Raw genomic sequence first — 22,771 nt, forward strand, 5'->3', positions numbered from 1 at the left:
GGTATCGACTAAACGCTAAAGTGTGCGTGCCGCGGCCACTTTTGGATAGTCGGTTTACACCGCCCTTGCGTGTGGATTTATCCAGGATCCGGCCCGCCCGCTCTCCGGCGGCGGCGTAAGTCTCGCTCGCGTCATTGTCCGGTGCGGCTGAGGGCCGTTACTGAGCCGTCAATTCTTGGAACGGCAATGCCGCCTGATTTTGAGCGGACCGCGCGGCGGCGTCAGCAGCGCACCCACGTGCTCCGCCTCGCGACCTCCTCGGCACACGCCGAGGCCCGATCGTCACTTGCCAACACCATGAAACGATTTTCACGCACGCGTGAGTTCCCGCCGCGTGAAGTGACGAGTGCATCGTATCAGCAGGTTGTAATAGTCCGGACACGGCGTGGCCGGTGATCATTGCACTTTTCTTACAACGGTACGGTTCAACAGGAGAACGCTCATGCGTTTTGTAGTGCGACGTTTGCTCGTTGCCGGTGCGGCGTTGGCTCTTGCCTCGCCCGCGCTCGCTCAGAGCACCGGGACCATCGTGGGACGCGTGATCGAGCGCACGACGAACCGCCCGCTCGCCGGCGTCCAGATTCGTATCGTCGGCACGACGCGCGGCGCCGCGACCAACGACTCGGGGGCATATCGCATCCCGGGTGTGCCCGCGGGCACCGTCCAGCTCGCCGTCCAGCGCATCGGGTACGGCGCGGCATCTCGTTCCTTGGTCGTCGCCGGGGAGAACACCACGACGGCCGATTTCACGTTGTCTCCGGCCGTGACGACACTCGACGCGCTGACGATCACCGCGACGGGTGAGACGCAGCTCAAGCGCGCCAACGGCGCGCCGACCGCGACGATCGACAGCTCGGCGATCCCGAAAGCCGCGATCAGCACGCTGTCCGACGCGCTCAGCTCGCGGGTCGCCGGCGTGGTCGTGCAACAGGCCGCCGGCGAGATCGGCGCGGGCGCGCGCATCCGTATCCGCGGCTCGAACTCCATTTCGCTCTCGAACGATCCGCTCCTCATCATCGACGGCGTTCGCGCGGACAATTCGTCGCAGTCGTCGGCGCAGGGCACGGGCGGACAGCTTCCCTCGCGCTTCAACGACATCAACCCCGAGGAGATCGAGACAATCGAAGTGATCAAGGGTCCCGCCGCCGCGGCGTTGTACGGAACGGCCGCGTCGAACGGCGTCATCCAGATCACCACGAAGCACGGCCGCGCCGGCCAAACGCGATGGGACGCGTTCGCCGAGAGCGGCAACCTGACGGACATCAACGACTATCCACTCAACCTGCGCGCGTACGGCCACACGTCGTCGGGAGCGTTGGTCACCAACTGCAACCTGTCGCGCCGCACCTCCGGCGCCAGCAATGCGTGCGTCGGCGTCGATTCCACCGTTTCGAACGATCCGCTCAAGGCGGCGGGGATCGAGAGCACCGGCGATCGCCGGCTGGCCGGAGCGAGCGTCGCCGGCGGATCGGACGCCGCGGCGTATTACGTGTCGGGCGAGTACTCGCGCGAACAGAGCGTGATCGCGGTGAACGCGGAGCAGCGTTTGAATCTCCGCACGAACGTCCGGACGCAGCTGACGCGGGCGCTCGACATGAACCTGAACGTCGGCTACATCAACAGCGACCTGCGCCGCCCGCAGAACGACAACAACTCGTTCGGCGTAATCTCGGCGTCGCTCCTCGGCCGCGCGGCCGACTGCACGCCGGTCGGCGCCAAGCAGCACCCGGGCCTCTGCTCCGGCGGGGCGGATTCGGTGAGCCACGGCTACTTCAACCCCGGCATCGATCCGAACTCGTTCTTCAACATCAACACACGGCAGCAGGTGCAGCGCCTCATCGGCGGCCTGACGAGCAACTGGACGCCGCTCGGCTGGCTCTCGGTCAACGGAACGCTGGGCGCGGACATCAATCACCGCAACGACAACGAGACGCTTCCGCCCGCCGTGCTCGACGTCGACCAGAACAGCGAGGACGGCTATCGTAGCATCGAGCGCGCGATCGTGACGAACTACACGGCCAACGCGAACGCGTCGGCGACGTATCACTACGACAACTTCCGCTTCGTCTCCACGCTCGGCACGCAGTACTCCGACGTCGGCTTCACGCGCACCGACGCGTTCGGCGCGAAGCTGCTCGCCGGCACGTCGTCGCTCGCCGGAACGACGGCGCGCTTCGCGGTCAGTGAGACCAACAGTGACGTGAAGACGCTCGGCTTCCTCGGCCGAGAGGAGATCGGTTGGGCGGACAAGCGTTTCCTCACGGTGGCCGCGCGGACGGACCGCAACAGCGCGTTCGGCGTCGACTTCCGTCGCGTCTACTATCCGTCGGTGAGCGGTTCGTGGGTGCTGAGCGACGAAGACTTCTTCCCGCGCAACCGGTTCTCGATGATCTCGTCGCTGCGGCTTCGCGCGGCGATGGGCTCGGCGGGACAGAATCCAGGCTATCTCGCCGCGGAACAGTTCTACAATCCGGTGGCGGTGACCCTCAACGGCACCGACGTCCCGGCGTTTACGGTCGGCGGCGCGGGCAACCCGAACCTCAAGCCCGAGAAGTCGACGGAGACCGAAGCCGGCTTCGATCTCGCGCTCTTCCACGATCGCGTGAGCATCGAGTACACGCACTACAACAAGGTCACGCGCGATGAGCTGGTGAACGTCGTGCTCGCGCCATCCCTCGGATCGGCGACGAACCGTTTCCAGAACCTGGGAAGGGTGAGCAACTGGGGCCACGAGGCGGTGCTCGACATGGACCTGCTCGACCGCAACAACTACCACTTCGACCTGCGGCTCAACGGCGCGTGGAACTCGAACCGGCTCGACGCGCTTGGTGTGGACGAGAGCGGGGTGCCCATACCGCAGTTCACGACCGGCTTCGACGACACCCAGATCTTCAAACCCGGCCTGCCGCTCGGCGCGTACTACGTTCGCCAGATCACGTCGGTGACCGACGCGAACCACGACGGCATGATCGCCTGCCCGAACGGGCCGGGGAGCCCCGGCTGCGAATACACGATCGCCGACTCGGCATCGTACGCCGGCACTCCGTTTCCGACGGTCGAGCTCAACATCGTCCCGTCGTTGTCGCTTGGAAAGTTCGCACGCATCACCGCGACGTTCGACCACCGCGGCGGTCAGAAGATCTACAACCTCACCAACGTCTACCGGAACGCGATCTTCTTGAACGGCGCGCCGGTGCAGCAGCCGAACTCCGGCAACCTGTTCCAGCAGGCGGCCGCGCAGGACGCGGCGTCGACGCTCGGCACGACCGGCGGGTACATCGAAGACGCGTCGTTCACGAAGCTGCGCGAAGTCGCGCTGACGCTCACGCTGCCGCAGCGGTTCGCGGCGCAGATGCGCGCCGCGAACGCGACGCTCACGCTCGCCGGGCGCAACCTGCACACGTGGACGAACTATACCGGCCTCGATCCCGAGCTCAACGCCGGCGCGCAGGCGAACTTCACGACCACCGACTTCCTGACGATGCCGCAGGTGCGGTATTTCACCGCGCGCCTCGCGCTTTCGTTCTGAGGATCATTCGACACATATGATAACTTCAATGCTGCATTCCAAATACCTCGGACGCACCGTCGCGGCCGGCGCGTTGGCGGGCGTGGCGATCTTGGCGGCGTGCAACCAGGACAGCCTGCTCGTCGCGCCGACGCCCGACGTCGTGCGACCCTCGGACATCTCCGGACCGGCCGCGCTCCCCGCGGCCTACGCCGCGGCCATCGGCGATTTTCAGGTCGGCTATGCCGGCGGCTATGGCACCGGACTGGATCTCAACGAGGGGCTCGCGCAGATGTCCGGGCTGCTCGCGGACGAGCTGGTCGACGCCGAAACGTTCAACACGCGCATCGAGGTCGATCGCCGTGCCACGAAGCAAATCAACGGCACCACGCTCCAGACCTTTCAGGACATCCAACGCGCACGTGCGACGGCTGACCTGGTCGCGAGCCGGTTCCGTCAGTTCGATCCGACGAACCCGCAGGGCGCCGAGGTTCAGGCGCTGGCCGCGTTCACGTACGTCATGATCGCGGAGACCTATTGCAACGGCGTCCCGTCGAGCAAGGTGAATGACGACGGCACGTTCACGTACGGCGCCGCCCAGACCGGCCGGCAGATCCTCACCGCGGCGGTCGCGAAATTCGATTCGGCCATTACCTCGGCGACGGCTAGCGGTGGTACGACGGCGCTCAACTTGGCCAGGATCGGCAAGGGACGCGCACTGCTCGACTTGAACCAGCCGGCGCAGGCGGCGGTCGCCGTCGCGCAGGTGCCGTCGACGTTCAACTACAGCATTCAGCACGACGAGAACACCGGCCGGCAGAACAACGCCCTCTTCGCGTTCAACTATCTCGAAGCCCGGTTCGCGGTGGGCGACCAGGAAGGCACGAACGGCCTGCCGTTCGTTTCGCTCGGCGATCCCCGCGTGCCGATCATCGACGCCGGCCCGGGCTTCGACGGTGAGACGGAACTGTTCCTCACGACGAAATACAGCGACCGCAGCTCTCCGACGCCGCTTGCCCTGGGTACCGAAGCGCGGCTCATCCAGGCCGAAGCGGCGCTGGCGGCGAACGACGCCGGCGGGTTCCTGGCGAACCTGAACGACGCGCGCGCGCACGCATTGACCTACACGGCCGATGGCGCGGCCAACAGCCTGCCGCTGGATCCGCCGCCGCCGCTCAACTCGGCGGACGTTCCGGCGTCGGTGGCGGGCCGCCAGAACCTGCTGTTTACCGAGCGCGCGCTCAACCTGTTCCTCACGGGCCACCGCCTCGGCGACATGCGCCGCCTGATCTGGCAGTACGGGCGCAGCGCCGACGCGGTCTTCCCAACCGGGCCGTACGAGCCGACCAACACCTCGAAAGCGGGCGCCAACTTCGGGACGGACGTCAACCTCCCGATCCCGCAGGAAGAGGCTGACAACAACCCGCTCTTCACCAAAGGCGCGCCATCGGCCTGCATCGACCGTTCGGCCGGGATCGGATCGTAACGGAACCCGATGGGTTGGACGAAACGACGCCCTCATTCCACATTTGGAAATGAGGGCGTCGTTTTTTTGGACCAGACGGTCACCGAACCCCGACTCGGCCAATGGACCTCGACAACTATTCGACCGAAGCAGCGCCCACGATCACCGCGGCGCGGCGTTTCAGCGCGAAACGCGTCGTGGCCGGCGTGGCCGGCGTCGCTGCGTTGTTGCTGACGGCCACCCTCACGCTCGGCGGCGCGCTGGTCGCGGCGATCGGCATGGGCATCGGCGCCGCGATTGCTCGCGAACGGGGCAAGCGATTCACGCGGACCTCGAGTTGGATTTCGGCGGTGGTGGCGGTCGGAGTGGTGCTGATCGGGTTCTTTGGTCTCCAGGCAGCGAAGATCGACCGGAACGCGGTAAAGCAGTTCCAGCAGGCGATGGACTCATCGCGTGCCCACCCACGGCCGGCGCCGGCGTGGCTGGACCGGATCGCCCCAGGAGCGGCGGCGCGCGCCAACGCCCGCGCGGCAACACAGAACCCCACGTTCGAGGCTGCGGTCGGAGTCTGGACGATCGTCGTCGGCACGGCCATGATCGCCGCGTTGGGTGCGTTCATCGTAGGAACCATCGGCTGGCTGGCGACCCTGCCCCTCGCCTACGCGATCACCGGACGGTGGATCGGATCACCTCCAGCGACGGACTAGAGGGATTGAAGGCCTCGTAGTTTTCAGAGTGAGCCGACGGGCGTTTCTTCGAGAATGGAGCACGGATGGCGAGCGCAACGCACGGAAAGGTTTGCTATCTCGAGATACCGGCCTCGAACGTGGGTCAATCGGCTTCGTTCTACGCGAGAGTGTTCGGATGGCGAATGCGCACGCGGGGCAACGGCACGCAGGCCTTCGACGACGCGACCGGCGCGGTGAGTGGGACGTTCGTGGTCGGACGCGCCGCGTCGACGACGCCGGGCCTGCTCGTGTACATCATGGTCGACAGCGTCGAGGAAACGTGCCGCACGATCGAGGCGAACGGCGGAACGATCGTGCAACCCCTCGGCGTCGACGCTCCTGAACTGACCGCGAGATTCCGCGACCCCGGCGGGAACGTGCTCGGATTATATCAAGAGCCGACCGGACGCCCGTAAAGCGAGTCCGCCGCTCTTTCCTTCATTGGACAAGTCGTAACGTGATCCATCCCCGCCCCGTCGTCCTCGATGGCAACGGCATTCGTCTCGAACCTCTCCACCAGGACCACCGCGCAGGTCTCGCGACGGCGGCGGCCGACGGAAATCTCTGGGAGATCTGGTACACATCGGTTCCGGCGCCCGACCAGGTGGCGGCCTACATCGAAACCGCACTCTCCGGCCAGCGCGAAGGGCACATGCTTCCGTGGGCCGTGCGCGACACGAACAGCGGCGACATCATCGGCAGTACACGATACCATGACATCGTCGCGCCGATCGACCGCGTGGAGATCGGCTGGACGTGGTACGCGGCGCGCTTTCAGCGCACGCACGTCAACACGACGTGCAAGCTCCTTCTGCTGACGCACGCGTTCGAGACGCTCGAGTGCGCCGTCGTCGGCCTGCGCACCGACAACTTCAACTTCGCTTCACAGCGCGCGATCGAGCGGCTCGGCGCGCGGAAGGACGGCGTTCTCCGCCATCACATGGCGCGCCGAGACGGAACGGCGAGGGATACGCACCAGTACAGCATCATCGCTCCGGAGTGGAGCGACGTGAAGAGACATTTGTTGCTACGGTTGGCGCGACGGTAGCGGCGGGATGAGAACTGCCGAAAGCCGACACTGCCTGCAGACCGAAACTGCCGAACTCCGAAACTGCCGAGGGCCGAAGGGGCGAAACTGCCGAGGGCCGACACCGCCGAAAGCCGAAGTCGGCTAAGGCCGAACGTAGTTTTTCGGAGTTCGGGAGTCTCGGAGTCTCGAAAGTTTCGAGTGTGGACGTTTCGGAGTTCGGCAGTTCGGAGTTTGGCCGTCTCGGACGTGGGAAGTCTCGGTGTCCGGAAGTCTCGCTCAAGTTCTAGCTTTTTCCACGGCCAAGAACTTCGCGACTTCTTCCCCATGTCCTTCGGGTTTCACCTTCTCGAAGACCCGGGAGACCCTGCCCGACGCATCGATGACGAACGTGGTCCGCAAAATTCCCATGTACTTCTTCCCGAACATCGACTTCTCGCCCCACGCGCCGTACTTCACGGCGATCGCGTGATCGACGTCGGCGATGAGCGTGTAGGGAAGGTCGTACTTCTTCTTGAACTTCTGATGTGATTTCGGCGAGTCGGGGCTCACTCCGATCACCACCGCGTCGAGTCCCTCGAACCGAGGGAGGGTGTCCCGAAAGGAACACGCCTCGACCGTTCACCCAGGGGTATCGTCCTTGGGATAAAAGAACAGGACCACCGTCTGTCCGTGAAAGGACGAGAGCTTGAGGGTCTCCCCGCTGTCCGTGATTCCCGAGAAGTCCGGGGCGCGTCCGCCCTCGAGATCGCCCGCGGCGCTCATGCCAGCGCTTCTCCGCCCATCAGGGCGGCCATGACCGCCTTCTGTACATGGAGGCGATTCTCGGCTTCGTCCCAGACGCGGCTCTGCGGACCGTCGATCACGTCGGCCGAAACCTCTTCGCCACGGTGCGCGGGGAGGCAGTGCAGGAAGATCGCCTTCTTGTCGGCCGCTTTCATGAGTGATGGGCTCACCGTGAATCCTTTGAACGCTCGCTCGCGCTCCTTCTGCTCCTGCTCCTGCCCCATCGACGCCCAGACGTCGGTGCTGATGACGTGCGCGCCTTCCGCCGCTTCGGTGGGATCACGCAGAACACGTACCTTCGCCGCCTTCTGCGCCCGAGCGAGGAGATGGTCGGCGGGTTCGTAGCCCTTCGGGCACGCGAGGTCGAGGTCGAACCCGAAGCGGTAGGCCGCGTTGATCCACGAGTTCGCCATGTTGTTTCCGTCACCGATCCACGCGTACTTCTTGTCGGCGATCTGCCCTCCGAATTCCGCGCGAACCGTGAGGAGATCGGCGAGCACCTGGCACGGGTGCAGCATGTCCGTGAGCCCGTTGATGACGGGCACATCCGCGTATTTCGCCAGCTCCTCGATGTCCTGGTGCGCGAACGTCCGAATCATGATGCCGTCGACGTATCGCGACAGCACGCGCGCGGTGTCCGCGATCGGCTCGCCGCGGCCGAGCTGCACGTCGCGCGGCGAGAGAAAGAGCGCGTGCCCGCCGAGCTGGAAGGTCCCGACCTCGAACGAGACGCGGGTGCGCGTGCTCGCCTTCATGAAGATCATGGCGAGCGTCTTTCCCTCGAGCGGACGCTTCTTGTATTTGCCCGCGCGCATCGACTCGGCGAGCGCGAACAGCCCGTCGAGCTGCGCGCGGGTGAAATCCGGAATGGCGAGAAAATCGGTGGGCAGCCTGGACATGCGCGGAAATTAACGCGCACCGCCAGCGCCCCGGGCTCGGCCTCCTATGGAGTCTTCGCCCGGTCGGACCTGATCACCACTTTCCCGCCCCAGCGGATCGCGACGGACCAGAGAAAGTCCGTCTTGAGGACCGGCATGCGATACGGCAGGCCGGAGACTGGCTGCGTGAAGACGACGGTGTCGCCGGCGCTCACGTTCATGTCATTGCCGTAGGGCGCGCCGGTGGCCGCGACGGTGTCTCCCTTGGGGTCCATGTAGAAGCCCACCGACGCTCGGCGATGACAGGACATGCAATTCGTCGTCACGCCGGTCCAGAAGACGGAATCGGTCGGTTTGCCGCCCGGCTTGGGGAGGTAGCCGGACAAGCTCGACTCGAGATATGGATTGTACGCGATGTTCTGAGCCCCGTTGTTCCGCATCATGTAATACGCGACGGTCATGTTGTAGTGGTTCCATGGCGCCGGGATCGTCGACGGCCGGTCCCTTCCGAAGTGCGGGTCCTGCGGATTGATGGACCACCAGTACGATTGCCATGTCCAGTTCGGGATCTCCTTTCCTGTGACGTGCATCGCCATCAACAGGCCGATGTTCCCCGGGCGAACTGCCTGAATCACCGCCTGGAAGCTCGTGTCGTTCGCGACGCCGATGAAGTCGCCATTCGCCGCGCCGAACTGGGTGAACGCGATCGAGTCCTCTTTCGTGATTCGGATCCAGTAGAACGCCGACAGCGGCACCACCAGGCATTTCTTGTAGCCCTCATTGTTCACGGGCAACCAGACCGAATCACCCGGCTGCAGCTTCCCAGTGGGGTCGACCGCGACGGCCTGGCGCCAGGTCGATGCGATCGGGTTCGCCGAATCGGTCGTCGCTCTGGAGCTGTCGCCGAACCAGTAGGGGACCGCGGTCACCTCCGTTCCCGAGATGAACTGATAGACCGGCTTGAGCACGAACGACATCCGGTCGGTCGAGTCGGGCGACGTGAGGATCGCGCGGGAAGCAGTCGGCGTCCTCCGCTTCTCGAACGCAACGTTCGTGTCCGAGAGGGTCTGTGCCTTGTTCAACTTGTTCTCATAGATGAACGAGGCGGTCGACAGCGTGAAGCGGTTGAACGCGAACACTCGCTCGGCGTGGACGTACGGAAGATTGTCCATTCGCCCGCGGGGCACCGGCGCCAACCGGGGGACGTCTCTCCGCGCACCGAACTGGACCACTCCGCGCTTCGACCGAGCGAAGAGGGTCGTCTGAGTAGTCTCCTCGAAGATCTCGTATCCCGAGAACCACGTCTGCCAGACGGGCATCTGATTGAACCGCGTGGCCGTCGTGATCGACTGCCAGATGTCCCAGCCGTGTGCGCGGATGGCGACATCGTTGTTCGCGGCGATCCACGATTGAATCGTCGCGTTTGGGGACGGATACGTCCGGACGGCTGGCGGCGCAGTGTACCGGTACGAGTCGGCGGGCGCACCCGGATTGTGAGAGGCGTCCGCCGACCGCGGTGGGTTGCCGCCGCACGCGGCGACGATCGTGATCGCAACCGACAAAGCGAGTAGGACGACAGATGAGGTTCCTGCGCGTCTGTTCTTCATCGCTCCCTCGTTGAGGATGATCCGTCCGCAGCCCTGGAGGCCACGTGGGGGGGGGGACTACCGCTTCAACCCGAGCTGCCTCGCGAGCTGTTTGAATCGCGGATCCTGCGAGATGTAGGGGAAGCTGTCGAAGTAGAAGAGCTGGGAGAGCTGTCCCTCTCCGTTGGCGAGCGCGTAGTCGAGCCACCGGAACGCGGACGCGCCGTCGTGGAGGCGGTCGTAGATACGCGCGGTGTAGACGCCGGACACCGGACGGCTCTTGGAAATCGAATCGATGCGCTGGGCGACGGCGAGCGCTGCGGCGCGGTTGCCCGTTTCGGCGTACACCTCGCCGAGGTAGTCCAGCACGAGCGTGCTCGAGGGGTTGAGCTGCACCGCACGCTTCGCTTCGGCGACCGCCTCGTCGCCGGCGCCGCTGTGTGCCAGCGCAATCGACAGCCACGCATGAGGAAAGTAGTAATCGGGATCGAGCGCCACGGCGGCGCGGAGGGGCGGAATTGCTTCGGCGTAGTGGGCCAGCCCCACGCGCACGATCCCGACGGCTTGGGCCATCGGGGGCGAGAGAGGGTCCAGCTCCTGCGCCCGACGCGCTTCCGATTCCGCTCGTGCGGAGTCGGTGCCGATGAGCATCAACGAATAGAAGTAGTGGGCCGACGGATACGACGGGTCGAGGGCGACGGCGCGATCGTACTCGGCCGCGGCGCCCGCGAAGTCGCGGTGGGACAAGAAGAGAACCGTCGCCAGCGAGGTGTGCGCGTCGGCCAGCGTCGAGTCCAGGGCGAGCGCGCGTCGCGCCGCGGCCTCGCCCTGCGCGAACGCTTCCTTCGGCACCGCATAGAGGTTGAGCGCCTGCAGCAGATAGTCGTCGGCCAGGCCGGACCAGGCGCGCGCGTAGAGCGGATCGCGGTCTACGGCCTTGCGGAACCAGTTCGTCGCGTCGTCCAGCGCATGGGGCGTGCGCATGTCCACGGCGTGGCGGCCGCGCAGATACATCTCGTACGCGTCGACGTCGCCGGTCGAGCGGGGCACGATTGCGCGCTGATCCGTCAACTGGATCTTCACGGCGGCGACGATGGCTTCGGCGATCTGTTCCTGCATCGCGAACACGTCGCTCACGTTCTTGTCGTAGGTCTCGTTCCAGATGATGCTGCCGTTCGAGACGTTCACGAGGTCGACCGAGACGCGCACGTGGTCGCCGGCCTTTCGAACCGCGCCCTCCAGGACGGCGTCGACGCCCAGCGCGCGCCCCATCTTCTTGATGTCGGTCCCCTGGTTCTTGACCGCGTACGACGATGCACGCGCGGCAACGCGCAGCTGCTTGATCGCCGCGAGCGCGCCCATCAGCTCGTCCGTCATTCCGGCGCTGAAGTATTCCTGGTCCTTGTCGGCGCTCTCGTTGGTGAACGGAAGGACGGCGATCGAACGCGGCGGTGACGCGGCGGCGGCGCGCGACCGATAGCCGCGGGCCAGCTGGGCGGTGACGACCGCCGCCGCGAAGACCGCGACCATCGCCAGCACGCGGCGGCGCCGTCTCGCCCGCGCGGCGACCGGCGGCGACGTCGTCGCGACCGGCACCGTCGTCGCCACATCGGTCGAGGCGCCGTCTCCCGCGTACGGCGCCAGGCGTGAGAGCGCTTCCGCGAACGCCGCCGTCGACGGGAAACGGTCGGCCGGGTGTCTGGCCAACGCGCGCTCGATGATCGCGTCGAGTGCCGGCGATACGGTTGGCCGCAGCCGGCGTGCGCTCGGCACCGGATCCGAGAGACGCTTCGCGATGACAGCCTGCAGCGTTCTGCCGACGTACGGCGGCTCGCCGGTGAGCATCTCGTACAACACGGAGCCAAGGCTGTAGACGTCGGTGCGCGCGTCGAGCGGTTCGCCGGTGGATTGCTCGGGGCTCATGTAGAGCGCCGTGCCGACGGCCATGCCGGTTCTGGTCAGCGACTCGCCGCCGGCCGACTCCGTGCTCTTTGCCAACCCGAAGTCGGTGACGATCGCGCTCCCACCGCTGAACAGAATGTTCTCCGGTTTGATGTCGCGATGAATGACACCGTGCTCGTGCGCGTACGTGAGGGCGCCCGCGACCTCGATGGCGATGCGCACCGAGTCGCCGATCGGGAGGCTGTGCTCGCGATCGAGACGGTCGCGAAGCGAGTGCCCGTCGAGCACCGGCATGGTGAACCAGAGGGCGCCGTCGTGCTCGCCCGAGTCGAGCAACGGCACGATGTGCGGATGCGTCAGCTTCGCGGCGACGGCGATTTCCCGCTGAAACCGGTCGCTCCCTACGCCGTGCGAGATTTCCGGACTGAGAACCTTGATGGCGACTTCCCGCTGGTATCGCGCGTCTCGCGCGAGATATACGGTTGCCATCCCGCCGTGGCCGAGCTCACGCACGATCTGGTAGCGGTCGTGCGAGAATCCGGGCGGCGGCGGACTACCGTCGGGCGGATCGATCACGACGCTTCGTTCCGGGGTAATAGCCGTGGATCTCGACCTGGCCCCGGTTCGTGTGCGAGGTCAGATCGTTCATGAAGAGCGTCACGGTGAGATTGCGGTCGATCGGCATCGGCAGCCAGAACGCCTGCGAGTTGCTCGTCTTGCTGCCGCCCGCGGGGTCGCCCGCGACGAGCATCGAAAACCAGTTCTGTCGCTCGGCCCCCACACGCGACTCGAAGTGCCAGTAGGCGAACGGCGAGTTCACGCCGGTCAGGATCGTCCACGCGAAGACGAGAATTCCGCCGGCGCCGGCGGGAACGACGGTCGGCGGAATCCGGAACGTCACCGACCCTTGGCGAAACGGAAGCACGCCTAAGATTGCGGCCTTATTCTCGTTCGGTTCGACGGAGACCCACGGCGCGATGCCGGCCACTCGGAGGCTCTAAGGGGGCGAGAGGAGAGACGCCCGAAGATGGCTGGCGGCGATGCCGGCCGCCAGCCCGAACGCGGAAATTAGAGGATGTATTTTCGCAGATCTTCGTCTTCGACGATCGCCTTGAGGCGGTCCCGCACGACTGTGCCGTCCACCGAGATCGCGTCCTTGCCGCGATCGGGAAGCTCGAACAGCACGTCCTCGAGCAACGTCGTCATGACCGTGTGAAGACGGCGCGCGCCGATGTTCTCCATCCGCTCGTTCACCAGCGCGGCGATGCGGGCGATCTCGGCGATGCCGCTCTCGGCGAAATCCAGCTTCGCCCCCTCGGCTTCGACGAGGGCCGCGTACTGTTTCGTCAACGCGTTCTCCGGCTCGGTCATGATCCGCACGAAATCTTTCTCGGTGAGCGGCTTCAACTCGACGCGAATCGGGAAGCGGCCCTGCAGCTCGGGAATGAGGTCGCTCGGCTTCGAGACGTGAAACGCCCCGGCGGCGATGAAGAGGACGTGGTCGGTCTTCACCATGCCGTATTTCGTCTGGACGTTGGAGCCCTCGACGATCGGCAGCAGGTCGCGCTGCACGCCTTCCCGCGAGACGTCCGGCCCGCCCATTTGCGACCGTTCGCCCGCGATCTTGTCGATCTCGTCGAGGAAGATGATGCCCAGCTTCTCGACGCGGTCGAGCGCGTCGGCGGTGACGTCCTCCAAGTCGATCAACTTTTCGAGCTCTTGCTCGAACAGTATCCGCCGCGCCTCGGAGATCTTGACCGTGCGCTTCTTCTTGCGCTTCGGCAGCATCTCCTTGAGCATGTCGGCGAAGTTGTCCATCCCTTCCGGCGCGCCCTGCGAGGCGAGCACGTCGAACATCGGCGCCGCCTGCGGCGTCACTTCGACTTCGACTTCACGGTCCTCGAGGCGTCCATCGATGAGGAGCTGCTTGAGCTTGTCCCGCGTCCGCTTGTAGCGCTCCTGGGCGACGTCCACCGTTTCCTTCGTGACGGTTCCGGCGCCCGAAACGAGGAACACACCGAGCGCGTCGTCCACGGCCGACGCCGACGGGGATGGAGCCGGACGCGGGGGAGGCTCAGGCTTTTCCTGCGCTACGCCGTCGCCAGGCGTCGCACCCGCGGCCTGCGAAGCGGCGGCGGCCGGCGCCTGGGTGCCGGGCGGCGGCAGCAGCAGATCGAGGAGCCGCTCGTCCACGCGCTCGTGGGCGAGGTCCTCGACCTCGGCCTCCCGCTCGCTGCGCACCATGTCGATCGCGCTCTCGACCAGGTCGCGCACCATCGACTCCACGTCGCGGCCGACGTAGCCGACTTCGGTGAATTTGGAGGCCTCGACCTTGATGAACGGCGCGCCCGCCAATTTGGCCAAGCGGCGCGCGATCTCCGTCTTCCCGACGCCCGTGGGCCCGATGAGGATGATGTTGTTCGGCGAGATCTCTTCGCGAATCGCGTCGGGGGCGCGCTGGCGCCGCCAGCGGTTTCGGAGGGCGATGGCGACCGCTTTCTTCGCGTCGGCCTGGCCGACGATGTATCGGTCCAGCTCCGCGGCGATCTGGCGGGGGGTGAGGTCGGCGAGGCGCGCGAGCGCCTGCTGAGTGCGACTGGACGGCATCGATCAGGATGCTTCTAGAACTGAAATGTTTGTATTCGTATAAATGCAGATCTCGCCCGCGATGTTCATCGCCCGCTTGACGACTTCCGTCGCATCGAGCTCCGTGGCCGCCGCCAGCGCGCGCGCCGCCGCCAGCGCGTACGAGCCGCCGGACCCGATGGCGAGAATGCCGTCGTCCGGCTCGATCAACTCGCCGGTGCCGGACACGATGAACCCGTGGTCCTTGTCGGCGATGATCAGCATCGCCTCGAGCCGCCGCAAAACGCGGTCGCTTCGCCAATCCTTGGCGAGCTCCACCGCCGCGCGCGGAAGATTCCCCGGATAGCGCTCGAGCTTCTCCTCGAACTTCTCGAACAACGTCATCGCGTCGGCCGCCGCTCCCGCGAAGCCGGCGACCACTTTGCCGCCCTTGAGCACACGCACCTTCTGCGCGTGCGATTTCATGACCGTCTCGCCGACCGTGACCTGTCCATCCCCGCCGATCGCGACCTTCCCTCCCCGTCGCACGGCCAGAATCGTGGTGGCGCGGATGGGTGGCAGCATTCCGCCTTGCTCGTTCATACCACGTAACCTAGCGCGGGCGGCGAGGGCTCCCGCTTTCCCGACCCGGCCGGCTCACGCGCGCGGGTGAGCCTTCTGGTAGACCGTCTTGAGGCGCTCGACGCTCGTGTGCGTGTAAATCTGCGTCGTGGAGATAGATGCGTGCCCCAGAAGCTCCTGCACGGCCCGCAGATCCGCGCCCGCGTCCAACAAATGGGTGGCAAACGTGTGGCGCAGCGAGTGAACGCTCAGTCCGGCGTCTTCGTCGATCTGCTTGAGGAAACCGGTCACGACCTTTTGGACCGCCCGCACGCCGATTCGCCGGCCGTTTCGCGAAAGAAACACGGCGCTTCTGTCTCCCTGGCGCCCCGTCGACCGCAACAACTCGTCACGCTTCGACTCGTAGTTTCGCAGCGCGAGGATCGCGTGATTGCCGACGGGGACGATCCGCTCTTTCCGCCCCTTGCCGCGCACCTTCGCCTGCTGCATCACCATGTCCAGGTCGCCGCGGCTCAAACCTTGGAGCTCCGACAAGCGCATGCCCGTCGAATAAAAGACCTCGAGGATCGCGAGGTTGCGCACGTCCACGAAGCGCCCTTCCCACGCGCGCACTTCGGCCATCTGAAAGAGCAGATCGATCTGTGCCCGATCGAGATACGCCGGCAAATACTTCTCGAGCCGCGGCGCGCCGACTGCCCGCGCGGGATTCGTGTCGACGACCTCGCTGCGGTGCAGGTACCGGTAGAAGCTCCGCACGCCGGACAGCGTTCTCGCCATCGATCGTTTCGAGAGCTTGCGCCGAGCGAGATGGCCGAGGAAGCCGCGCATCGCGATTCGGTCGACGCCCTGCCACGTCCACTCGCCGCCCGAATAGTAGAGGCTCAGAAAGCGGACGAATTCGGTGAGGTCGCGGTCGTACGCGCGCACCGTGTTCGGCGACACGTCCCGCTCTTTCGCGAGATGGTCGAGAAAGTCGCGGACGTCTATGCGACGGGGGTCTAGCTCCGTCACGCCGACGCCCGCTCGGGCGCCGCGAGCGCGGCGAGCGTCACCGACTCGCGCCCGCCCCACTCGGCCATCGCGGCGAGCGCGCGCTCGGCGAATCGCTCGCGCTTCACGCGCTTGTCCTTCACGCGCTCCGGCAACTCGTCGAGGAGACCGAAGTTGGCGTTCATCGGCTGGAAGTGCTTCGGGTCCGCCTCGCGCAGGTAGCGATATAACGCCCCGATCATCGTCGTGGGCGGCGGCAGTACCGGGGCGTCTCCAGCCAATATCCGCGACAGGTTGATCGCCGCGAGAATCCCGGTCGCCGTGCTCTCCGTGTATCCCTCGACGCCGGTCAGCTGCCCGGCGAACAGCGTCGCCGGGTCGTCTCGCAGCGACAGATGCGCGGTGAGTGACGCCGGCGAATTCACGTACGCGTTTCGGTGAATCGAGCCAAAACGGAGAAACTCGGCGTTCTCCAGGCCGGGGAGCATGCGGAACACACGCTGCTGCTCCGGTATGCGGAGCCGCGTCTGGAATCCGACGATGTTCCACATCCGCCCGCCGCGATCTTCCATCCTGAGCTGCGCGACGGCATAGGGCTCGCGTCCCGTGTGCGGATCGCGGAGACCGACAGGCTTCATCGGCCCGAAGCGAAGCGTCTCGCGCCCACGCCGCGCCATCTCCTCGACCGGCATGCAGCCTTCGAAGTACGGCACTTCGTCGAATTCGTGGCCGTGATGCTGGTCGGCGGCAACGATCGCGTCGATGAACGCCTCGTACTGTTCGCGCGTGAACGGACAGTTGAGGTACGCTCCGCCTTCGGCGTCGCCGGCGTCCATCGTCTCCTTGCCGTAGCGCGACGCGCGGAAAACGACCGACTCGTCGATCGACTCCTGCGCGACGATCGGCGCGATCGAGTCGTAGAACGCCAACGACTCGACGCCGAGTCGCGCGCGAATCGCCTCACTCAACGCATCGGACGTCAGCGGCCCCGTGGCGACGATGCCCGGGCTCGGCAGCGACACGACCTCCTCGCGCACGACGTTGATTCGCGGATGCGACGTTACGCGTTCGTGTACCGCCGCCGAGAAAACGTCGCGGTCCACGGCGAGCGCGGTCCCTCCCGGAACGCGTGCTTGGTCGGCCGCCCATAGCACGACCGAGCCGAGGAGCCGCATCTCCGCTTTGAGCAGGCCGTGCGCGTTCGATGTCTCGGTGCTCTTGAACGTGTTCGAGCACACGAGCTCGGCGAACCGGTCGGTCTTGTGAGCCGGGGTTCCACGCACCCCACGCATCTCGCGCACAATCACGTCGTGCCCGCGCTCGGCGAGCTGCCACGCGGCCTCGCTCCCCGCGAGTCCGCCGCCGACGATGTGAACCGGATCGCTCATGCGCTCGGGTGGACCGTTGGACAGGTGGACGGGTGGACGGGTGGACGGCAAAAGCGCCGGCGCGGCCACCTCACTTTGACATCCCGATCACGTCGCCGTACCACTGAATCTTCCCGTCGTTGAACGCCTTGAGCAGGTCCTGAATTCCCGACGTCACCGACGCGAGTCGCCCGCCGAAGCGCATCTGCGGAGACGCGTTGTTGAAGCCGCCGCGGAAGCCTCCGCCGATCGAGCGAATGAACGTGCTGTTCGAGTCGAGCGGCAGCGTCGCGACGTTCTTATAGTAGAGCGACCACTCGTCGTTTTGCTGGAAGAGATACTGCTCCACGTTGGACGTGTAGAACGCGCCCACGACCGCGTGGTGATCCTTGAGATACTGTGCGACGGCGCGGATCGCCTTCGGACCCGCGAAATTGCCGACGACCGGGATGAGCAGGTTCTTCGTCTCGAAATCCTTGAGCCACCGGAAATTCGCTTCCGTCGCGAGATAGGCCCAGTTCTTTCCCGTGGTGTCGGTCGCCACCTGAAGCGTGGCGTACGTGGGCATGTTCCCGCGTCCGAATCCGCCGCCTCCGCCGTTCGAGAAGTTGTAGTTGATCTGCGGCCCGGCCTCGTAGAACTGCGAATAGATGTACTCCAGCGACTTGACGTCGCTGTCGCCCATCGTGAAGCCGCGCGACGCGAGGTGCGCCTTGATCGCGGCGAGGTTCCTCTTGTAGAGCGTCGAGTCGGGCGTCGCCGCGATATACGCCTCGAACAGCCGTTGGGGCGTCGAGGTCGTGTCTAATCCCGGTGGACGCGGCCGACTGAACAACTTCGACAGGAACTCGGCGCGATCGGCCGACGTCTCGAGCAACGCCTTGTACATCAGGTGCTCGATCATGTTGCCGCGGCGGATGTCGAAGATGATCGCGATCTTCGGCTGCAATGACACGATGTACGTGAAGTTCTGCTCGGGTCCGACGCCAAGATACACGCTGCCCGGCTTGATCACGCTGCGGAGATACGGGATCACGGCTTGGAACCCGGTTTCGTTCGACAACAGGTTGTCGGAACGGAAATAGCCGCCCGGCTCCGAGAATTCCGCGTTGAGCTGCCAAATCTCCTTGTCGGTGAGCCGCGAGGGGATCGTGCTCTGAGCGTTCCCGACCGTCGGAGCGGCGATGACTAAGGCCGCTGCGAGCGTGGTCCATCTCTGTCCGTTCATATCGGTCTCGTGTTCTTGAAGGCTTGGCGCCGGCGGCTGTGCCCCCTTCCCGCGCGCCTCCCTGCAAAATGCACCGCCGCGCTCTACACGTCACCTCCGTCGCGCGTTGGCGGTCGCCTTTCGCGACGGCAGTCCTCCGAGATCCGATTTCGCACCGCCGGCGTACCCTCCGCACTTGGCCCGGACTGGCCGAGTGCAACGCTTGGGGCCGTCGCATTTCGGCCGCGCGCCCCGGCTCAATTCCCACTAGGAGGGCTCCATGCGGTTTCCCTTCCATACGCCAGGGGCGCGCCTGGCAGCGGCCGTCGCAACGGTCGCAATTCTCGCCGGTGCCCGTATCGGCGTCGCGCGCGCGTCGGACCACCAGGACAATCCACTCGTCGAGGTGAACCCGGCGATGGACATGACCGACGTCTACGCATTTCCGGGCTCGTCGCCCGACCGGATCGCGCTGGTCCTCAACAGCTGGGCGTTTCTCACGCCGGCGCAGACGCCGTCCACCTCGTTCGATCCGAATCTTCTTTACCAGTTCAAGGTCGACAACACCGGCGACGCCAAGGAAGACAAGGTCATTCAAATCGTCTTCAAGGGCACCGGCGCGAATCAGACGGTCGAAGTGCGCGGCCCGGTCGCGCCGCCGCTGCCGGGGGCGATGAACAACCAGATCGCCAATGTGTCCCCGGCGGTGTCCGGCGCGGTGAATCAGGTACTCGGCTCGCCGAGCGGAATTCAGGTGTTCGCCGGCGCGCGCGAGGAGCCGTTCTTCATCGACCTCGAGCAGTTCTTCCGCATCATCCCGGACCGCAAGCCGTCGACCGGAACGCTGTCCGCGCTGCCAGACACGGCGACAGCGGGATCGTTCCGCACCGCCGCCGCGGCGGTGGACTTCACGAAAGGATTCAACGTGTTGTCGATCGTCGTCGAGCTCCCGACCTCGATGCTGACCGCGGGCGGATCCGCGAAGCTCGGCATCTGGGGCACGATCAGCCGCTGACCGACGGCGAATCAACTCACGACAACAACTCAACGCTCATAGAGGCGAATCACAATGTCCATGCATTTGCTCCGGAGCCGAGGTCGCGCTCTCGCGCTGGCGGCCGCGATGTCGGCGCTCGCGCTGACGGTGGGCTGCTCCGACGACAACGACACGACGGGTCCGAGCTCGAACTCGCCCCGCACTTTCAATCAGGTTCAGCGGCTCGGCAACCCGCTGGTGAGCGAGGTTTTCCTCGCGAAAAAGGACCATGGCTTTCACGGGTCGATCGGTCCGGATGGCGACGCGGCCGCGTTTGGCGGCACGGTGAAAGGATTCGTCGCCGCGTTCAGACCGCAGGCGACCACGCTGCAGAACACGCTCGCGTCGGTCCTGTTGCCGGACATGCTGATCGTGCAGACGGACAAGGCGACGACGACGGCCGGATGGCTCAGTTGGGCCCTCTCGAATGGATGGGGCGGCCGAAAGCTCACCGACGACGTCGTCGACGTGGGGCTCACGGGGATCTTCAGCGACCTGCTCGATCCGACGCAGTCGGTGTGCAAGCCGTTCACGCTCCCGCTCTGCACGGACAACGTCGGCTCCCACAGCACGTTCCAGACTGCGTTCCCGTACCTCGCGAATCCGAAGTAGGGCCATGACACGACTTCCGTCGCGCCGTTTGTGCCGGCCGCTCCTGGCCGCCCGCGTTGTTTTCTCCGCGCTGGCAGCCGGCGCGGCGGTGGTCGGGTGCTCGCGGAGCGCGCCCGACACGCGAGGCACGATCTCGGCGCCCGCACCGCGGCTTACCGAAGGTGAAGTGCTCGACCTGGATATAGAGTTTTATAAGCAGCGCGCCGACCGCGATCCGACGGGCGCCACGGACCTGGCCCGTCTCGCCGGCCTCTACCTGCGACGCTCCCGTGAGACCGGCGACCCGAGCGACGCACTTCGCGCTGAATTCGCGGCTCGACGGTCCGTTCGCAACCGTGATTCCCGCAACGACGCCGCGGCGCAGGTCCTATCGGCGAGCCTGCTCGCGCAGCATCGGTTCGACGAAGCCCTTTCGATCGCTCGGTCGCTGCGCGATCGGAACCCGGACGTTCCCTCGCTTCGCGCCGCCGTCGGCGAGATCCAGATGGAGCTTGGGCAGTACGACTCGGCGCGGGTGATATTCGATGGTCTCGCCGGGTTTGCTCATGATTTGTCGATCGCGCCGCGGCTCGCTCGATGGGCGGAGATCGAGGGGCGCACCGGCGAGGCCCGGTGGCTCATGCGCACGGCGCTCAAGACCGCGCAGGCGACGCCGCACCTTCCACGGGAACAGGTCGCGTGGTTTTGGCTGCGCAACGGCGACCTCGATCTGAGGAGCGGGAAATTCAGCGAGGCCGACTCCGAATACCGAGCGGGTCTCGCCGTTCACCCGGGGGACTATCGACTCCTCGCCGCACAGGCGAAGCTCGCCGCGACGCGGCATGAATGGCAGGCCGCGATCGCCGCGGGTGAGGAGGCGATCGCCACCTCGCTCGATCCCGCGACGCTCGGCGTCTTGAGCGACGCCTACGCGGCGGTCGGCGACAGCGCCGAGTCGCGCGAGTACGCTCGCGCGCTCGACGTCGCCGTGCTCAAGCAGCCGGGAGCCTACCACCGCGCGTGGAGTCTCTTTTTGCTCGACCACCGCCGGCACGTCGGCACCGTCTATCGCAAAGTGCTCGTCGAGCTCCAGACGCGACGCGACATCTACGGATACGATTTGCTCGCCTGGGCGCTGCACGCGCAAGGCCGCGACGCGGAAGCGAAGGAGGCGATGACTCGTGCGCTCGCTCAGGGAACGCGGGACGCGCAACTCTTCCACCACGCTGCGGCCATCGAGCACTCGCTCGGCAACGAAGCCGCGGCCAACGCGTTGTTCGCGCAAGCTCGAGCGCTGGAGCCGGGCTTCGCCGCGTCGCGGTCGGAGGGACAATGAGCGAGCTCGCGACGTACGTCCAACTCGGTTTCCGCCACATCGTCGACGTCGCGGCGATGGACCACATTCTGTTTCTCGTTGCGCTCGCGGCGATCTATCGCCCGCGCGACGTGCGGCAGGCGCTGTGGGTCATCAATGCGTTCACGATCGGGCACTCGGTGACGCTCGGCTTGGCGGTCACGGGGGTCGTGCACTTCCCGAGCGCGGTGATCGAATTCCTGATCCCGGTGACGATCGTCGCGACCGGCGTCGAGAATCTCATCGCCAGCGCGCGACGGCGCGCCGGCATCCAGAGCCGGTATCGGCCCGTGTTCGCGGGCGTGTTCGGTCTCGTGCATGGCGCCGGCTTCGCCAACTACCTGGGCGCGATGTTCGTGACGCGCATCGCTCTGCCGTTGTTTGGATTCAACGTCGGGATCGAGCTCGGCCAGATCGTGATTCTCGGCGCGGCGGCGATCGTACTCGCAGCGATCGATCTCGGCATCGACGCGGCGATCGCATTCTCGAAAGTGCCGAGCACGAGGTGGCCGGCGCTGCGCGTGCGGATCGTGGGCGTGTCGCTGCTCGTGGTTGCCGTCGCGTCCCGCTGGGCCGTGGAGCGAAGCCCGTGGTAGCCGCGTTGCTTCTCGCGACCGCGCTCGCGGCGAGTCGGGGGGAGGCGGGCGGCTTCCATCCGCTGCACACGACGATGGCGGAGGTAACGATCGACCGGCCTCGAGGTACGCTGCGCATCGTCGTGCGTGTGTTCGCGGACGACTTCGGCGTCGCGCTCGGGGCAATGGGCACGAGCGGATCGTGGGACACGCGTGCCTCAGCCTACGTGCGCCGGGCCATCGCGGTCGTGGCCCACGCGCGGGAGCCGCTCGCCATGCGCGATTGTGGGACGCGTCGCCAGGGCGATCTGCTCTGGCTCTGCGCTGAAGCGGCCATCCCCACCGAGCCGACGAATCGCCTCGCGCTTCGTGACCGGATGTTGTGCGAGCTGTTCGCGGACCAGATCAACGTTGTACGCGTGACCGATGGGGCAAAGACGCGAAGTATGCTGTACACGCGCGGCGACTCCGAGAAGCCGCTCGCGGACTGACCTCGCCGCGCAGTCGATCGATGCGAACGGCGCTGTGGCGCCCGGTGTCCGACCGTGCGTCGGACGTCGAACGTCAGATCCGACGCGTCGTGCCGAAAGCGCCGCGCATTAGGAAACGATGAACGCATATCGT

Annotated in this window: 20 protein-coding genes; 10 read left to right on the top strand and 10 right to left on the bottom strand. The window is 65.9% G+C overall.

What is annotated here, in order from left to right:
• Positions 1-442: 442 nt before the first annotated feature.
• The 5 genes from VGQ44_06400 to VGQ44_06420 all read left to right on the top strand — a co-directional run bounded on the left by VGQ44_06400 (position 443) and on the right by VGQ44_06420 (position 6,749).
• On the top strand, positions 443-3,529 hold the full coding sequence (locus VGQ44_06400) for a SusC/RagA family TonB-linked outer membrane protein (GenBank protein HEV8446428.1): 3,087 nt from the start codon (positions 443-445) through the stop codon (positions 3,527-3,529).
• A gap of 28 nt (positions 3,530-3,557) precedes the next feature.
• Positions 3,558-4,994 carry a RagB/SusD family nutrient uptake outer membrane protein gene (locus VGQ44_06405; protein HEV8446429.1) on the top strand — a complete coding sequence of 479 codons (1,437 nt, stop codon included), beginning with the start codon at positions 3,558-3,560 and terminating at the stop codon, positions 4,992-4,994.
• Between the two features lie 101 nt (positions 4,995-5,095).
• Complete coding sequence (locus VGQ44_06410) at positions 5,096-5,680, top strand: hypothetical protein (GenBank protein HEV8446430.1); 585 nt, start codon at positions 5,096-5,098, stop codon at positions 5,678-5,680.
• A 65-nt stretch (positions 5,681-5,745) separates the two neighbouring features.
• A complete protein-coding gene (locus VGQ44_06415) occupies positions 5,746-6,117 on the top strand; it encodes a VOC family protein (protein HEV8446431.1) in 372 nt (123 codons plus the stop codon).
• Positions 6,118-6,158: 41 nt separating this feature from the next.
• Positions 6,159-6,749, top strand: coding sequence for a GNAT family protein (locus tag VGQ44_06420; GenBank protein HEV8446432.1), 591 nt, complete (start codon positions 6,159-6,161; stop codon positions 6,747-6,749).
• A gap of 258 nt (positions 6,750-7,007) precedes the next feature.
• Here VGQ44_06420 and bcp read toward each other — a convergent pair whose 3' ends face one another.
• The 10 genes from bcp to VGQ44_06470 form a co-directional block, all read right to left on the bottom strand.
• Positions 7,008-7,493 (bottom strand): thioredoxin-dependent thiol peroxidase, encoded by a 486-nt coding sequence (gene bcp, locus VGQ44_06425; protein HEV8446433.1) that lies wholly within the window; start codon positions 7,491-7,493, stop codon positions 7,008-7,010.
• Positions 7,490-8,413: an ornithine carbamoyltransferase gene (gene argF / locus VGQ44_06430; protein HEV8446434.1), complete on the bottom strand. Its 924-nt coding sequence runs from the start codon at positions 8,411-8,413 to the stop codon at positions 7,490-7,492. Before argF ends, bcp begins: the two co-directional genes overlap by 4 nt.
• Positions 8,414-8,457: 44 nt before the next feature.
• Positions 8,458-9,999 (bottom strand): hypothetical protein, encoded by a 1,542-nt coding sequence (locus tag VGQ44_06435; protein HEV8446435.1) that lies wholly within the window; start codon positions 9,997-9,999, stop codon positions 8,458-8,460.
• 57 nt (positions 10,000-10,056) lie between these two features.
• Positions 10,057-12,456 carry a protein kinase gene (locus VGQ44_06440; protein ID HEV8446436.1) on the bottom strand — a complete coding sequence of 800 codons (2,400 nt, stop codon included), beginning with the start codon at positions 12,454-12,456 and terminating at the stop codon, positions 10,057-10,059.
• Positions 12,434-12,868, bottom strand: coding sequence for a hypothetical protein (locus VGQ44_06445; protein ID HEV8446437.1), 435 nt, complete (start codon positions 12,866-12,868; stop codon positions 12,434-12,436). Before VGQ44_06445 ends, VGQ44_06440 begins: the two co-directional genes overlap by 23 nt.
• An 80-nt stretch (positions 12,869-12,948) precedes the next feature.
• A complete protein-coding gene (hslU, locus tag VGQ44_06450; protein HEV8446438.1) occupies positions 12,949-14,487 on the bottom strand; it encodes an ATP-dependent protease ATPase subunit HslU in 1,539 nt (512 codons plus the stop codon).
• 3 nt (positions 14,488-14,490) lie between these two features.
• Complete coding sequence (gene hslV / locus VGQ44_06455) at positions 14,491-15,030, bottom strand: ATP-dependent protease subunit HslV (protein ID HEV8446439.1); 540 nt, start codon at positions 15,028-15,030, stop codon at positions 14,491-14,493.
• 72 nt (positions 15,031-15,102) lie between these two features.
• Positions 15,103-16,038 carry a tyrosine recombinase XerC gene (locus VGQ44_06460; protein ID HEV8446440.1) on the bottom strand — a complete coding sequence of 312 codons (936 nt, stop codon included), beginning with the start codon at positions 16,036-16,038 and terminating at the stop codon, positions 15,103-15,105.
• The gene (gene trmFO / locus VGQ44_06465; protein HEV8446441.1) at positions 16,035-17,405 is read right to left on the bottom strand and encodes a methylenetetrahydrofolate--tRNA-(uracil(54)-C(5))-methyltransferase (FADH(2)-oxidizing) TrmFO; all 1,371 of its coding nucleotides are present in this window, start codon (positions 17,403-17,405) and stop codon (positions 16,035-16,037) included. Before trmFO ends, VGQ44_06460 begins: the two co-directional genes overlap by 4 nt.
• A 70-nt stretch (positions 17,406-17,475) precedes the next feature.
• On the bottom strand, positions 17,476-18,612 hold the full coding sequence (locus VGQ44_06470) for a hypothetical protein (protein ID HEV8446442.1): 1,137 nt from the start codon (positions 18,610-18,612) through the stop codon (positions 17,476-17,478).
• A gap of 259 nt (positions 18,613-18,871) precedes the next feature.
• Here VGQ44_06470 and VGQ44_06475 point away from each other — a divergent pair, with 259 nt between their 5' ends.
• Genes VGQ44_06475 through VGQ44_06495 form a run of 5 tightly spaced genes read left to right on the top strand, consistent with a single transcriptional unit; the run spans position 18,872 to position 22,638 of the window.
• Positions 18,872-19,606: a DUF4331 family protein gene (locus tag VGQ44_06475; GenBank protein ID HEV8446443.1), complete on the top strand. Its 735-nt coding sequence runs from the start codon at positions 18,872-18,874 to the stop codon at positions 19,604-19,606.
• 54 nt (positions 19,607-19,660) lie between these two features.
• The gene (locus VGQ44_06480) at positions 19,661-20,239 is read left to right on the top strand and encodes a DUF4331 family protein (protein HEV8446444.1); all 579 of its coding nucleotides are present in this window, start codon (positions 19,661-19,663) and stop codon (positions 20,237-20,239) included.
• Positions 20,240-20,243: 4 nt separating this feature from the next.
• Positions 20,244-21,554, top strand: a complete 1,311-nt coding sequence (locus tag VGQ44_06485) for a tetratricopeptide repeat protein (protein ID HEV8446445.1) — start codon at positions 20,244-20,246, stop codon at positions 21,552-21,554.
• Positions 21,551-22,168, top strand: coding sequence for a HupE/UreJ family protein (locus VGQ44_06490; GenBank protein HEV8446446.1), 618 nt, complete (start codon positions 21,551-21,553; stop codon positions 22,166-22,168). The genes VGQ44_06485 and VGQ44_06490 overlap by 4 nt, the downstream gene beginning before the upstream one ends.
• Positions 22,162-22,638, top strand: a complete 477-nt coding sequence (locus VGQ44_06495; GenBank protein HEV8446447.1) for a DUF6702 family protein — start codon at positions 22,162-22,164, stop codon at positions 22,636-22,638. The genes VGQ44_06490 and VGQ44_06495 overlap by 7 nt, the downstream gene beginning before the upstream one ends.
• Positions 22,639-22,771 lie beyond the last annotated feature (133 nt).

The organism is Gemmatimonadaceae bacterium (assembly GCA_036003045.1).
GTDB lineage: Bacteria > Gemmatimonadota > Gemmatimonadetes > Gemmatimonadales > Gemmatimonadaceae > JAQBQB01.

Excerpts from the sequence above, each read along its gene's own strand:
- VGQ44_06400 (HEV8446428.1), top strand. The coding sequence starts at position 443 with ATGCGTTTTGTAGTGCGACGTTTGCTCGTTGCCGGTGCGGCGTTGGCT.
- argF (HEV8446434.1), bottom strand. The coding sequence starts at position 8,413 with ATGTCCAGGCTGCCCACCGATTTTCTCGCCATTCCGGATTTCACCCGC.
- VGQ44_06475 (HEV8446443.1), top strand. The coding sequence starts at position 18,872 with ATGCGGTTTCCCTTCCATACGCCAGGGGCGCGCCTGGCAGCGGCCGTC.
- VGQ44_06470 (HEV8446442.1), bottom strand. The coding sequence starts at position 18,612 with ATGAACGGACAGAGATGGACCACGCTCGCAGCGGCCTTAGTCATCGCC.
- VGQ44_06410 (HEV8446430.1), top strand. The coding sequence starts at position 5,096 with ATGGACCTCGACAACTATTCGACCGAAGCAGCGCCCACGATCACCGCG.
- VGQ44_06485 (HEV8446445.1), top strand. The coding sequence starts at position 20,244 with ATGACACGACTTCCGTCGCGCCGTTTGTGCCGGCCGCTCCTGGCCGCC.
- trmFO (HEV8446441.1), bottom strand. The coding sequence starts at position 17,405 with ATGAGCGATCCGGTTCACATCGTCGGCGGCGGACTCGCGGGGAGCGAG.
- VGQ44_06415 (HEV8446431.1), top strand. The coding sequence starts at position 5,746 with ATGGCGAGCGCAACGCACGGAAAGGTTTGCTATCTCGAGATACCGGCC.
- VGQ44_06435 (HEV8446435.1), bottom strand. The coding sequence starts at position 9,999 with ATGAAGAACAGACGCGCAGGAACCTCATCTGTCGTCCTACTCGCTTTG.
- VGQ44_06490 (HEV8446446.1), top strand. The coding sequence starts at position 21,551 with ATGAGCGAGCTCGCGACGTACGTCCAACTCGGTTTCCGCCACATCGTC.
- hslU (HEV8446438.1), bottom strand. The coding sequence starts at position 14,487 with ATGCCGTCCAGTCGCACTCAGCAGGCGCTCGCGCGCCTCGCCGACCTC.
- VGQ44_06480 (HEV8446444.1), top strand. The coding sequence starts at position 19,661 with ATGTCCATGCATTTGCTCCGGAGCCGAGGTCGCGCTCTCGCGCTGGCG.
- VGQ44_06405 (HEV8446429.1), top strand. The coding sequence starts at position 3,558 with ATGCTGCATTCCAAATACCTCGGACGCACCGTCGCGGCCGGCGCGTTG.
- hslV (HEV8446439.1), bottom strand. The coding sequence starts at position 15,030 with ATGCTGCCACCCATCCGCGCCACCACGATTCTGGCCGTGCGACGGGGA.